The sequence below is a fragment of the Petroclostridium sp. X23 genome (assembly GCF_030013905.1).
Taxonomy (GTDB): Bacteria; Bacillota; Clostridia; order SK-Y3; family SK-Y3; genus X23.
Genome location: NZ_CP124862.1, coordinates 287,699 through 301,257, shown reverse-complemented (window position 1 = coordinate 301,257; position 13,559 = coordinate 287,699). Strand labels below are relative to the sequence as shown.

The following is a 13,559-nucleotide window of genomic DNA, read 5'->3' as shown; positions in this document are numbered from 1 at the left end:
CAGTTATACCTTTTGTATTTCATCTTCAGTGATTTCATCAGAATATTTTTCATAAACCTGGTATTCCTCCCAGATGTGTTCAAGATGCTCAAAGGTTTGGTATACCTCATCTTTTTTTCTCATACCTAGTGCTACTATCAAGGCATTAATAACACTTAACGGCGCCACCAGAGAGTCCACAAATGATGCCATATCACTTCTTGCGATAATGGTATGATCTGCATAGGCTGCAAGGGGGGATAACTGACTATCGGTAATCGCTACAACTTTACTGCCTTGATCCTTTGCATATTGCAGTGCCTTTACAGTTCTTCTGGAATATCTGGGAAAACTTATTCCGATGACTACATCGTTAGCATCTACTCTTAAAACCTGCTCAAACATTTCACTTACACTTGTTGTATGGACCAATCTGACATTATCAAAAATCAGATTAAAATAGAATCCCAGAAAGCTTGCAAGCGCCGCTGAGCTTCTAACACCTAGAATATATATTTTGTTTGCTTTTAAGATGGTTTCAATAATATTTTCAAATCCATCCTTATCGATTTCTTCCAATGTAAGTCTGATTTTATCCATATCAGCTTGTAGTACGGTAGATAGTATATCATGGTCACCTATTCTGTCGGATGTTATCTCCATTCTCTGGACTGCTGTAAGCTTCGTACGGATTAACTCCTGTAATGCCTTTTGCAGCTTTGGATAACCGTCATATCCTAATTCGGTAGCAAATCTGACAACGGTAGATTCGCTTATCCCTACTACGCTTCCTAAACGTGCTGCAGTCATGAAAGCAGCCTTATCATAATGATTTAATATGTAATTAGCAATAAGCTTTTGCCCCTTACTAAATTTTGTCATGGATGACTGGATTCTTGATATTAAGTCCTGCTTTTTATCCATATTGCTAATGCCTCCCTATGGAATTATATTGACTATATATGATGAATTAAATATTTGTAACGATCTAATTATGCAAAACATGTAGGGACGTATGGCAATACATCCGATTAAATGTCCTATGTCTGTATTCCTGTTTTCGGCCGTATTTCCATACGGCCCTACTAATCATCAACATGAATATTGGACCAATAGTCCAATTATTTAATTCAACTTATATAGCTATTTAAAATATGCAAGAGAAAATTAGCTATCTTGCATATCGCACCTATTATTAATATTATTATTTAATATAACAAAAATCAAGTGTTTTTATAATGAATACATGGAAAAACTTAATTTGACAATAAAATCAGTGCAAAGTTTTCATAAGATAGCTATTAAATTGTAATACTAATATAGACTATTGGTTCGCTGTAAAGGATGTGAAATATTGGTACAAATTGATGACTCCGGGAGCGGCAGCTTAATTGGCGGAACATGTATAGGGTTGTATAACACTAAAAATCAACAATATTACTATGAAATCATTCCAATCAGATACTTTAATCAAACCAACTTCCCTCAGAAAAAGTATCTTGATTATGTAATTAATATCGTAAAACGAGGATTCAAGCAATTATCCGTATCAAAAAATGATACAATTGAAATATGTCAGGGCTATATGTTTGATAGATTAAGAAATTGGTTAAACAAAAAAAATTATCAATGGAAAAATACTCAAATTACCGGCTATCTTCAAAATACCATTGAGAGGACGTTTGAGCAGTATGCGATTTCGTTAGGGTTTCCGGAACAATATATAAAATACACAAAATATCCTTTTCATTTTCATAGGATTCTACGATGGGTATATGCAGATTACACTAACAGATCAAAGTTATGCAAAGTCGGATGGAAAAGCTGGAAACTCTATGGCAATCTAGATTTAGAAACTACCATTGAAAGGATGCCTAATAAAAAATATTACTGTCTTAAATGCGGAAATACCTTAGAACCAAATACCGAAGTAAAAACACTGAGATATACCAGTAATAAGCCAAATATCATATACTTGCATAAGGAATGTTAGATTTTCGAACAATTAAGCACTTTTTCACATTCTCCTACAGTAAGGTACCTTAATAAATTTACGTTAATTACTTTATAAAAAAGAAGACAGACATAAGTCCACGGTATCGTAGGGACAATTTAAGAAAAGCAAACTGAATACGGTAAAAAAATTCTCCAATAAGGTATTGACCAAATCATAGTTGTTTGGCACACAGCCAAACAACTACCAGTGAATTGTAAATATTCTTTATTGGAGAATTGATTTATAGAAACATTTAAATGCACATATACTAACATTGAAATTTATAGGTAAGCAAAGAGCGGCAACTTGGATAACTATGGATCGTTAAGCCTAAATTATCTGCACTAATAAAAGTGATTTCAGACGAATGTACCACAGCCAAGTTAATTTGTATTTTATAAAACGTGAAGAAGCCATACTCCTAATTAATGTATGGCTTCTTCACGTTTTCATTATCGGCTATATAGGACAAAGTGTAAAATCAATCCACATGTAATTTAAATTAAGCCATATCATCCCGGAGTGCGTCAATGATATTTTCCCTTTTTATCTTGCGGATGGCATACAGTGTGGTAATAAACACCACAAGGAACACACCAAGCATACTGATTCCGGTGCTGTCCCAAGGAAACATAAATCTTATCTCACCGCCGCCAATAACCATTCCTTTGTAAATCAGCCAAGAGAGAATTCCCGATAGGGGCAAACCCCAAAGCATCGTCCGTGCTCCGTAAAGCGCACATTCAAAACGCATCATCTTATTGAAATCCCGGTCGGACATCCCCACCGAGCGGAGCATGGCAAGCTCCCGTCTGCGCAGCTTGATGTTGGTGGAAATTGTGTTGAACACATTGGCAACCGCAATCAAGGAAATCATAGCGATAAAAACAACAGTGAATAGATTTACGATAAACAGGATGTTTCGATTTTGCTCCAGTATTGCATGAACATTGTATAACGTATAGCCTGAGGTAATGCCCGATCCTTCAATCATCGCCTGCATTTTCGCCGTTGACTGTGCAGGATTATCCGACCAGAAGGTCAAGCCCAGCTTTGTAGGTGCATTCAGTGCGTCAAACTGCAGTTTCATCTGGTGAGGAGCTACCACCGTCAGCACGTATCCTTTTACCTCAGAGCGTTCTGCGGGTGGGGGATCTAACGGGTAACTATCTGCAAAGGTGGTGTGAATCGTTTTGGTCTGTTCCCCGGATTCAGTATGAAGTGTAAAATCCATCGAACGCTCTGTAAACATATCAAGCCCACCGTTATATTTCCCCACGATAACCATTTTTGCGTCCTGCCCGGTGTATTCAGCTGTGGACAGACCGATGCTTTCGATAAAGTTTTGATAGATGCCATCCTCAATAAACTGAACATCCAACGACAGTTTCATCGTTTCACTGGATGCATCGAAACCGGCAGACTTACGGTAGCTATCTAAAAAGCCATTGGTAAGCTCACTTGTATTGATCTCACAGGTATAGGTTGAAACAGCCTGATCGGTGCTTTTGGTCACTCCGTCAGCGGTTTTCAGTGTATCATAAAGCTGGGAAAATTCGTTTTGGGTCATATCCCGTGTATACAGCAGGATGTCACCATCCATTTCAACAGCTGACTGCTCTGTCAGTTGATCCAAATAGGTGCCAAAAGCGCTTGCCGCTACAAACAGCACAACGCTGAGTGTAAGCGAGAGGATAATACTACGATAACGCCGCTTGTTTCTCTTAAAGTTTTTTAATGCAAGTGTTCCCTCTAAACCATAAATCCGACTTGTGAGGTTTGAGGTTTTTATGGCTTTGGCTTCCACCTTGACCTCGTTAGTCTGGCGAATACACTCCATCACGGGAGTCCCGGCAGCTTTCTTTGCTGGGATATAGGCTGAAATCAGAATGGTAACCATACTGATGACTGTGGCAACAACAAGGACAGGAACCGATACTACCAAAGTTAGCGGTACATTGTCATAAAGAACATTTGCGAAATTCTTTGCTACAAAAGAAAGTACAAGTCTGATGCTTGGTATGCCAACCAAAATGCCGATAGGAATACCGACTACACCGATACAAAGCCCCTCAAACAACACAGAACTACGCAACTGCTTTTCTGTGGCACCTACCGACATTAGAATGCCAAACTGGTGTGTGCGCTCGTTTAGGGAAATGTTGAAAGCGTTGTAAATCAGGAACACCGACCCGAGCATAATCAGGGCAACCAAAATTCCCCCGACTGAGTAGAGCAGCGCATTAAACATCTTATCTTCCGATAGCCCCATAAAGCGCAGCACATCATCGTTTAGGACATAAACATGGCTCTCGCTCTGCTCATCTGCATAGGAGCGAATCTGGCTTGGCTTTTTCAGCGTTACAAACGCACTGAGGCTACTCACCGGAACTGCTGTATCTGCTGTCGTGATTAGAGTATATCCGGGAGCAGAACGTTGTTCAAAGGCAGGCCTTTGGCAGATGCCGACCACCGTGTAAGCTTTCTCCACGATAGGTGTCAGAGTTTCCTCTCCGGAACGATATGGGTCGTGCTGACTCAGGGTTTCGTTTCCGGCTTGACGGGGTCCGACCGCAAGGGAGAGAGTATCGCCAACCGAAATTTTCACGCCGCCGTTTGCCGCAACGTGCGCCGGAATCAGAATTTCACTACTGTTTTCCGGTAATCTGCCGGAAAGAAGTTTAACAGGCAAAGCGGAAAAGGTTTCCTTGTTAAATCCAGCAATGAATAAATAGGGTTTGTCAGGATTTTGTCCATCTGCAAGCGCCCCGTAGCTTATATTTTCAAAGGATGCGATATTTGCAACTTTGCTGTCATCAGCCTGTTCCTGCACGAAAGAGGTGTCTACATCGGGAAATGCAACGTGCCAGTTGCCGTACTTCATGATGGCTCCGTTTACCATATAGGTTTGCAATGAAACAGCAAAGGTGGCAACTGCCGTAATCAGAGCAGCAGACAGGATAACTCCAACAATTGTTACAAGTGTTCGTGTGCGGTTCTTTTTCAGTCCTTGCAGGGCAACTTTATTAAAGATGTTCATTATCGTGCCACCTGCCTCTCATCCCGCACCACTGTTCCATCCGCAAGGGTAATGATGCGGTCTGCCTGCAAGGCGATATTTTCATCGTGGGTGACAAGAAGCAGGGTCTGTCCGTATTTTTTATTGCTTTCTTTGAGCAGTTTAATAATTTCCGAGCCGTTGCGGCTGTCCAGACTGCCTGTCGGTTCATCGGCCAGCATAACTGCCGGGGCGTTCATTAAAGCGCGCCCGATAGCGACACGCTGTTGTTGACCGCCGGAAAGCTGATTTGGCAGATGGGTTTTGCGTTCCTGTAACCCGAGCAATTCGAGCAGGTCATTCAGCCGTTCTTCGTTGACTTTGCGCTTGTCCATCAGAATGGGTAAAGTGATGTTTTCCACCACATTTAAAGTGGGGATAAGGTTATGAAACTGATAAATCAACCCCACCTGCCGCCTGCGGAAAATGGCAAGTTTTTCGTTGCTCCCCGCATATACATCCTGACCGTCCAAATAGATCTTTCCGCTTGTGGGCACATCAACACCTGCAATGGCGTGAAGCAAGGTGGATTTACCGGAGCCGGAAGAACCGATGATTGCAGTAAAATCGCCCTTTTCAATTGTAAGAGTAACATGGTCTAACGCGGTGATCTGATTGTCACCCTTGCCGTAGACCTTACATAAATTTTCAATTTTTAAAAACTCCATCGTATGAGTCTCCTTTCTCGTGGTTCACCCATATCATAGAACTTTTAACTGACATCCCGGTGACTTTTTGGTGAGAGATCCGTCACTTAGAAAAACGAATCGTAAATACAGCACCGCCCTGCGGGTAGTTTTTGGCGGTAATTGTACCGCCCTGCCGTGTGATAATCGTCTTGCAGAGAGCGAGTCCAATCCCGTATCCGGTAGCCCCTGCGTGTTTCCCTCGATAAAACCGGTCAAACAGGTGCGGTAAATCTTCCTTTGCAAAGCCAACTCCGCTGTCACGAATCATAATCTCGGTATACAGCGGATTATCTTCGCATGCAATCGCAATCTTTCCGTCATCGCCGGCGCTTTCCATGCAGTTCTTTAGAATATTTTGAATGGCTTCCGAAAACCAGCGGTCATCGCCCTGAATAAACATTCCTTTCGGCACATCAGTTTGCAGAGTGATGTTGTGCAGTTCCATAGAAATTAAGAACGGATGAACTGCACTGCTGATCAGGTCATGCACATCAATTTCCTCTCTCTGAAACACTACGATCCCCGCATCCAAGCGAGATAGTTTCAAAAGAGAAGTAAGCAGCCAATCCATCTGTACAAACAGTTCCTTTGTTTCCCGGATCATTGCTTTCCGTTCCTTTTCATCTGGATTATTTTCCAATTCATCTGGATTATTTTCCAATAGAGATAAAATCAGGTTTACCGATGTGAGAGGAGTACGTAGCTGATGGGCGATGTCAGCCATCGACTCGGCAAGATGTTTCTTTTCCCTTTTCAGTGCATCGTTTTGCTCCCGAATACGCAGCGTCATTTTTGTAATCTCGCTTTGTAAAATGGAAAGCTCGCCCTCATTCATTTCACCGATGAATAGATGGTCGGCATTATGCAGTACAAGGTCTATTTGCTCGGATAGCTGCGCGATGCCTTTATATCTTGATTTAGTAAATACATAAAACGCTGTGCCAAAAGCAACAGCAGAAACAAGGGAAAGAATTCCGGCAGTCGGATGGAGGGCAAATCCTGCTGCGGCAGCGGTGGCGGTGATTGCGGCAAATACCACAGCAAATTTTCGTATCTCCCTATTTCGAAACATGTCCACCCCCCAGTCGATAGCCTGTCCCACGAACGGTCAAGATGATTTGTGGATTTGCAGGGTTGTTCTCAATTTTCTCCCTCAGGCGTTTGATATACACTGTCAATGTGTTGTCGTTCACAAACTCGCCCACAGCATCCCACAATTCGTCAAGCAAGCGGCTCCTTGTGATAATACTTTTGGGGTTGTTGATAAACACTAAGAGCAGCCGGTATTCCAAAGCAGAAAGAAAGACCTCGCTGCCGTTCTTTTTCACAACGCCGCTCGCCGTATCGACATGAAGCCCAGAGATTTCAAAGGCCGATGGAGACTTTCCACTTTTACGCAGTGCGGTTCTGATTCGTGCAACGAGTTCACGTGGACGAAAAGGCTTGGTGATGTAGTCATCCGCACCCATGTTCAGACCGGTCACCACACTCACCTCATCACCGGAAGCCGTCAAAAAGATTACGGGAATATCCATTGTATCTTTAATTTCTGTACAAACCGTAAAACCATTTCCGTCTGGCAGAGAAATATCTATCAGAGCCAAGTCAAAATCATCTCCGGCAAGCGCTGCCAGAGCTTCCCTGTGTGTAGAGGCGTGGATTACTGTAAATCCCTCCGAACGGAGCAAAAGCATCAAGTTTTTGGCGATTGCCTTATCATCCTCAACTAAAAATATTCGTTTCATTTATGTTCGCCACCCTTTCCTTTACTGCTCCTGTATCGTCCATCAACTGGTTTTTTAGCGGCAGCGGGAACAAGCCATGTGTTACCGATTTTTTTAGCTCCCTGAATCCGCCCGCCAGAGCAATGGTACACAACCATTCGGTCTGTGATTCCCCAATTTTTCGCTGCTTCTTTTGTAGTTATATAATCCACGCATAACACCTCCAATCTTTTTATTATATTTCTTTTGACGGAAATATACAAGCTGAGGTATCAAACGAGAATATATGGTGTGTCTGTTTCACAAATTGCTATAGAAAACCTAACCTACAAGTTACCCTTAACTTAAACTTGTAGTTCATAAACGTTTTGAATCAAAAACTACTGCCCAGAAAAAACTTACTCTCCACCTGAGTAGGCTTTGTACATTCTGTGATTTTAGTGGATACGCTTTAGCATTTCCTCACCGCTGATATCCTCAGCCTTGTACGCCTGGCGTGCCTTAGATGCTTCTGCAATCCATGCCTTAAACTGTTCCTCTGTCAGCTTGTTGGTCTGACGGTCGCTGTCCCAAAAAAGGAGAGCTATCTGGAAAAATTAAAGGCTTCGGTCAGCAACGTCAGTGCATTTATTGATAAGGCAAAACAGTATACGCAGATTGATAAATTGACTGCCGAAGTCCTGCACCTCTTCATTGAGCAAATAGAAGTCGGTGAACGCACAGAGAAATGGTCTCGCACCGCCATGCAGGAAATCAACATTTAATATCGAGATATCGGACTGTTGGATAACGTGATTGAGCCACAGACCGATGAACCCGCACAACCAGAGCCATCTGAGGTCGCATAAAAGGTAATCGGCAGACAGTGAATACTCACCGTCTGCCGATACATACAACCCGCTTCTCCACGGTTTAGAAAATGTCCCTATGACACCGTGGAGAATGTCTGTCTTCTTTTTTATTGTACTGACTATCTTATCAGATAGGATGAGTTTTTTGTTCCATATCTACCATATTGCCATCAATCTTATATTTTTGTGCTCTTCTGAATTCAAAGAACTTGGTAGCAACCTGTGGGAACAGTGCGTAGGACAATACATCTTCATCCTGCTCCATAAATTCTTTAATCTCTGCTCTCAATTTTTCCAATTCAGGTTCAATCAAGTCAGCAGGACGGCAGGTCACAGGTTTTTCATTTCCGATGATTTGCTTTCTGAATTCATCAGAAATCTTAACCGGCGTTTCACCATATTCACCTTTTACAAGGGCTTTGGATTCTTTTGATACCATCTTGTATCTTTCTCCTGCAAGGACATTTAAAACAGCCTGTGTTCCGACAATTTGGCTGGAAGGTGTTACAAGCGGCGGGAATCCGAAGTCTTCTCTTACTCTCGGTACCTCTTTAAGCACTTCCTCATACTTATCTTCTTTATTTTGCTGTTTCAGCTGAGATACAAGGTTGGAAAGCATTCCACCCGGCACCTGATATAGAAGTGTATTAATATCAACGCTTAACAGTTTAGGATCCAATAATCCGCTTGCAATATACTTCTCTCTTAACGGTCTGAAATACTCGGCGATTTCACTTAATAATCCAAGATCAAATCCTGTATCATACTCAGTACCTTGTAGCGTAGCTACCAATGGTTCTGTCGGCGGCTGCGAAGTACCTAATGCCATAGAAGAAATTGCAGTATCCACTACATCAACACCTGCTTCAATGGCTTTTAAATAGGTCATAGACGCAACACCGCTGGTGTAATGCGTATGAAGCTGAATAGGTATCTTTACGGCCTTCTTCATGCCTTTTACAAGGTCATACGCTGCATATGGCGTTAATAATCCCGCCATATCCTTAATACAGATGGAGTCTGCACCATTATTCTCCAGCTGCTTAGCCATCTTGATAAAAGTATCGTTGGTATGCACAGGGCTTATGGTATAACATACGGTGGCCTGTACATGTCCTTTTTCTTTTTTACAAGCATTAATTGCTGTTTGAAGATTTCTAACATCGTTTAATGCATCAAATATTCTTAGAATATCGATACCATTTGCAATGGATTTTTGAACAAAATATTCAACAACATCATCAGCGTAATGCTTATATCCAAGAATATTCTGACCTCTGAACAACATTTGGAGCTTCGTATTCTTAGCTATATTTTTAAATTTTCTTAATCTTTCCCATGGATCTTCATTCAAAAACCTTAGGCATGAATCAAATGTCGCACCACCCCATGCTTCCAGTGAATGATAGCCCACTTTATCTAATTTATCTACGATTGGGAGCATTTCATCAGTCGTCATTCTTGTTGCGATGAGTGACTGATGCGCATCTCTCAATACGGTTTCAGTAATCTTAACCTTAGGCATATTTATCCTCCTTTATTAAATGTATTTCACTTTATAATACTGCATATATTCTACCGCTCTCGGTATTTATAACAACAATTCTGTTAACCGTGAACCCTCAACTACTTCGCATACATAGCCAGGAAAACCCCTGCAGCAACAGCTGAACCGATAACACCTGCAACATTAGGACCCATTGCATGCATTAATAAGAAGTTTGATGGATTTTCCTTTTGGCCTACCACCTGTGACACTCTGGCAGCCATCGGTACCGCGGAAACCCCGGCAGATCCTATCAACGGATTGATTTTACCACCCGATAGCTTGCACATTACTTTTGCGAATAAAACACCGCCGGCAGTACTGATACAGAACGCAAGCAGACCTAATACAACTATACCCAACGTCTTAGGGTCAAGGAATGTAGCTGCGTTTGCAGTAGCACCGACTGTTACGCCCAAGAAAATAGTAATGATATTGATCAACTCATTTTGAACAGTTTTGTTCAAACGTTCTACTACACCGGATTCTTTAATCAAGTTCCCCAGCATTAACATCCCTACTAATGCTGCCGCATCAGGAATGATAACGGATACAATGATGGTAACAATGACAGGAAATACGATTTTTTCAATCTTACTTACCGGTCTTAACTGTTCCATTACGATCATTCTTTCTTTCTTGCTTGTCAATGCCTTCATAATAGGAGGCTGAATGATTGGAACAAGTGCCATGTAAGAATATGCTGCAATCGCGATAGGACCTAATAATTCAGGCGCTAATGTTTTAGTTACAAAGATTGCGGTTGGGCCATCCGCACCACCGATGATACCGATAGAAGCAGCCTGCTCAAGCGTAAATCCTATTGCAGGAATGGTTCCTAATAAAATAGCACCTATATACGTTGTGAATATCCCTATCTGGGCTGCCGCACCTAAAAGTATGCTTTTAGGATTTGCAATCAATGGTCCGAAATCGGTCATTGCTCCAACACCAAGGAATATTAACGGCGGATAGATTCCAAGCTTTACTCCGACATAGAGCAAATCCAAGAGCCCGCCTTTTTCAACAATTTCAACAATGTCCAAATGCCCGCCTTCAAAGAGCTCCGGATGCATCAAACCTGCATTAGGCAAGTTCGCAAGCAGCATACCGAAAGCAATAGGAAGCAGCAATAATGGCTCGAACTTTTTCCCTATAGCCAGATATAATAATACTGCTGCAACCGCAAGCATAATGATTGTAGGGATATTGAGTTCATTTACTGCACTTTTATCTAAAAACTTTAATATGGTTTCAAAAATCAATGTACTTCCCTCCATTCAGCAGATGATTTCCTTAAAGCTTATCCAACAGCTATAAGAACATCTCCGCTATTTACTGAAGCCCCTTTTGCAACATTAACAGCTACAACTTTTCCTGATTTTGGCGCCATGATTTCATTTTCCATCTTCATTGCTTCAAGAACACATAGTACATCGCCTTCTTTTACAGAGTCGCCTTCTTTTACATTTACTGTCATGATGGTACCTGGCATAGGCGCTGTTACACTAGCTGCAGACGCAGGAACTGCTGCTGCCGGTTTTGCAGCAGGAGCAGGTGCCGCTTTAGGAGCCGCAGGAGCAGTTGCTGCTGCGGGTCTGCTTACAGGAGCAGCTACCGGTGCACCATCTCTCATTTCTTCAACTTCTACCTCATAAGACTTTCCGTTCACATTTATTACAAACTTTCTCATATTGTTTTCCTCCTGACATATTATTGTTTTAAATGCTTACATTCTGCTTTCCAATTGTTCTTTTCTGCTTACTGAATTCCACACCGGAGCATTTTGGTCTATTCTCCTGAAGGATCTAATATTCAGATTATAAGTTGATTGATTCAAACTTGCTGCTACAGCCGCAGTAAGTACAGCAATCAATTCATCTTCATCAATTTCTTCTTTCTGTTCTTCTACTTGTACAGCGGTAACCTGCTCTTGTTTTACTTCCTTCACTCCGGTTGAAGCTACTGCCTTATTCTCTTTATAAAACACCATTTTCATACCCATGAGAACCAGGTAAAGTAAAATCAATATGCCAAATACAATACCCATTCCAACAACAGTTACCGATAACCCTTGAGCAATTATTTCCAATTAGATTCACCCGCCTTTATTTGATATAGCGATTTACTGGTCTATCATTCACATTATACAGGAATATTACCATGCTTTTTAGCCGGTCTGTTTTCCCTTTTGCTTGCAAGCATTTCTAACGCACTGATGATTCTTGGTCTTGTAGAATCCGGTTCGATAACATCATCCACATAACCTCTTGCAGCAGCAACATATGGATTTGATAATTTTGTCCTGTATTCTTCAATTTTCTCTGCCCTTGTCGCGATAGGATCAGCAGCATTTGCGATATCTTTTCTGAAAATAATATTCGCTGCACCTTCCGGTCCCATTACTGCGATTTCTGCAGTAGGCCATGCAAATACCATATCTGCGCCAAGGTGCTTGCTGCTCATCGCGATATACGCACCACCGTAAGCTTTTCTAACAATGACGTTGATCTTCGGAACAGTAGCCTCAGAATATGCATACAGAAGTTTCGCCCCATGACGAATAATACCTGAATGTTCCTGAGATACCCCCGGTAAATAACCAGGCACGTCAGTAAATGTGATAATTGGAATATTAAAGCTGTCACAGAATCTAATGAATCTTGCAGCCTTGTCCGATGAATTCACATCTAAAGCACCAGCCATTACTTTTGGTTGATTCGCAATAATACCAACAGTTGCACCGTTCATTCTAGCAAAACCTACAACAATGTTCTTTGCAAAATGCGGCTGTACTTCAAAAAACTCTCCATTGTCAACTACTTCGGCAATGACTTCTTTGATATCATAAGACTTATTTGAATCATCTGGGACGATTGAAGTAAGTTTCTCAGATATTCTATTTAAATCATCATTTGATTCGTATACACCTGCATCTGATAAATTATTAGATGGTAAATAACTTAATAATACCTTAATCTGATTGATACATTCTTTTTCATCAGCACTTACGAAATGAGCAACACCGCTCTTGGAATTATGCGCCATTGCACCACCGAGCTCTTCAGAACTGACATCTTCACCGGTTACGGCTTTAATAACCTGCGGACCGGTAATAAACATTTGACTTGTTTTTTCTACCATAAATACGAAATCGGTGATTGCGGGAGAGTATACTGCTCCACCGGCACATGGTCCCATGATTACAGAAATCTGCGGAATCACACCGGAAGCAATGGTGTTTCTATAGAAGATTTCACCAAAACCGCTTAAAGCATCGATACCTTCCTGAATTCTTGCGCCGCCTGAATCATTAATACCTACGATAGGCGCACCCATTTTCATTGCCATGTCCATTACTTTACAGATCTTTTTGGCATGCATTTCTCCAAGAGAACCGCCTATTACTGTGAAATCTTGCGCATACACATAAACAAGACGGCCATCTACCGTACCGTAACCGGTAACTACTCCTTCTCCGGGAGCTTCAGTAGTCGGCATATCAAATTCTGTGCTTCTGTGCTTTACAAAAGCATCGATTTCAATAAAGCTTCCTTCATCCATAAGCAAATCTATTCTTTCTCTTGCTGTTAGTTTGCCGGATTCATGCTGCTTTTTAACTTTATCAGCACCGCCGCCTTGTTCAATGACACTTCTGCGGTACTGCAAGTCATTAAGTTTGTCCATTGTACTCATTACTACCCCTCCAGACTAAA

Annotated in this window: 13 protein-coding genes; 2 read left to right on the top strand and 11 right to left on the bottom strand. The window is 41.6% G+C overall.

What is annotated here, in order from left to right:
- Positions 1 to 3: 3 nt before the first annotated feature.
- Complete coding sequence (locus QKW49_RS01430; RefSeq protein WP_282865816.1) at positions 4 to 903, bottom strand: MurR/RpiR family transcriptional regulator; 900 nt, start codon at positions 901 to 903, stop codon at positions 4 to 6.
- Between the two features lie 430 nt (positions 904 to 1,333).
- On the opposite strand from QKW49_RS01430, the gene QKW49_RS01425 reads away from it, so the two are divergent.
- Complete coding sequence (locus QKW49_RS01425) at positions 1,334 to 1,972, top strand: hypothetical protein (protein WP_282865815.1); 639 nt, start codon at positions 1,334 to 1,336, stop codon at positions 1,970 to 1,972.
- Between the two features lie 505 nt (positions 1,973 to 2,477).
- On the opposite strand, the gene QKW49_RS01420 is transcribed toward QKW49_RS01425, so the two are convergent.
- The 5 genes from QKW49_RS01420 to QKW49_RS01400 all read right to left on the bottom strand — a co-directional run bounded on the left by QKW49_RS01420 (position 2,478) and on the right by QKW49_RS01400 (position 7,658).
- Positions 2,478 to 5,015, bottom strand: coding sequence for an ABC transporter permease (locus QKW49_RS01420; protein ID WP_282865814.1), 2,538 nt, complete (start codon positions 5,013 to 5,015; stop codon positions 2,478 to 2,480).
- Positions 5,015 to 5,701 (bottom strand): ABC transporter ATP-binding protein, encoded by a 687-nt coding sequence (locus tag QKW49_RS01415; RefSeq protein WP_282865813.1) that lies wholly within the window; start codon positions 5,699 to 5,701, stop codon positions 5,015 to 5,017. The genes QKW49_RS01420 and QKW49_RS01415 overlap by 1 nt, the downstream gene beginning before the upstream one ends.
- Positions 5,702 to 5,783: 82 nt before the next feature.
- Positions 5,784 to 6,794, bottom strand: coding sequence for a HAMP domain-containing sensor histidine kinase (locus QKW49_RS01410; RefSeq protein WP_282865812.1), 1,011 nt, complete (start codon positions 6,792 to 6,794; stop codon positions 5,784 to 5,786).
- On the bottom strand, positions 6,781 to 7,467 hold the full coding sequence (locus QKW49_RS01405; RefSeq protein ID WP_282865811.1) for a response regulator transcription factor: 687 nt from the start codon (positions 7,465 to 7,467) through the stop codon (positions 6,781 to 6,783). Before QKW49_RS01405 ends, QKW49_RS01410 begins: the two co-directional genes overlap by 14 nt.
- Entirely contained in the window at positions 7,464 to 7,658 is a 195-nt protein-coding gene (locus tag QKW49_RS01400) for a helix-turn-helix domain-containing protein (RefSeq protein ID WP_282865810.1), read from the bottom strand. Before QKW49_RS01400 ends, QKW49_RS01405 begins: the two co-directional genes overlap by 4 nt.
- 261 nt (positions 7,659 to 7,919) lie before the next feature.
- On the opposite strand from QKW49_RS01400, the gene QKW49_RS25945 reads away from it, so the two are divergent.
- Positions 7,920 to 8,210 carry a DUF4368 domain-containing protein gene (locus QKW49_RS25945; RefSeq protein WP_349239117.1) on the top strand — a complete coding sequence of 97 codons (291 nt, stop codon included), beginning with the start codon at positions 7,920 to 7,922 and terminating at the stop codon, positions 8,208 to 8,210.
- A gap of 214 nt (positions 8,211 to 8,424) precedes the next feature.
- Here the strand turns inward: QKW49_RS25945 and QKW49_RS01390 are convergent, their stop codons facing one another.
- The 5 genes from QKW49_RS01390 to QKW49_RS01370 form a co-directional block, all read right to left on the bottom strand.
- Positions 8,425 to 9,822, bottom strand: coding sequence for an oxaloacetate decarboxylase subunit alpha (locus QKW49_RS01390; RefSeq protein ID WP_282865809.1), 1,398 nt, complete (start codon positions 9,820 to 9,822; stop codon positions 8,425 to 8,427).
- A gap of 101 nt (positions 9,823 to 9,923) precedes the next feature.
- Positions 9,924 to 11,093 (bottom strand): sodium ion-translocating decarboxylase subunit beta, encoded by a 1,170-nt coding sequence (locus tag QKW49_RS01385; RefSeq protein ID WP_282868031.1) that lies wholly within the window; start codon positions 11,091 to 11,093, stop codon positions 9,924 to 9,926.
- A 53-nt stretch (positions 11,094 to 11,146) separates the two neighbouring features.
- Positions 11,147 to 11,536, bottom strand: coding sequence for a biotin/lipoyl-containing protein (locus QKW49_RS01380; protein ID WP_282865808.1), 390 nt, complete (start codon positions 11,534 to 11,536; stop codon positions 11,147 to 11,149).
- A 36-nt stretch (positions 11,537 to 11,572) separates the two neighbouring features.
- Positions 11,573 to 11,935 (bottom strand): OadG family protein, encoded by a 363-nt coding sequence (locus QKW49_RS01375; RefSeq protein WP_282865807.1) that lies wholly within the window; start codon positions 11,933 to 11,935, stop codon positions 11,573 to 11,575.
- Positions 11,936 to 11,988: 53 nt separating this feature from the next.
- Positions 11,989 to 13,539: a carboxyl transferase domain-containing protein gene (locus QKW49_RS01370; RefSeq protein ID WP_282865806.1), complete on the bottom strand. Its 1,551-nt coding sequence runs from the start codon at positions 13,537 to 13,539 to the stop codon at positions 11,989 to 11,991.
- Positions 13,540 to 13,559: the final 20 nt, after the last annotated feature.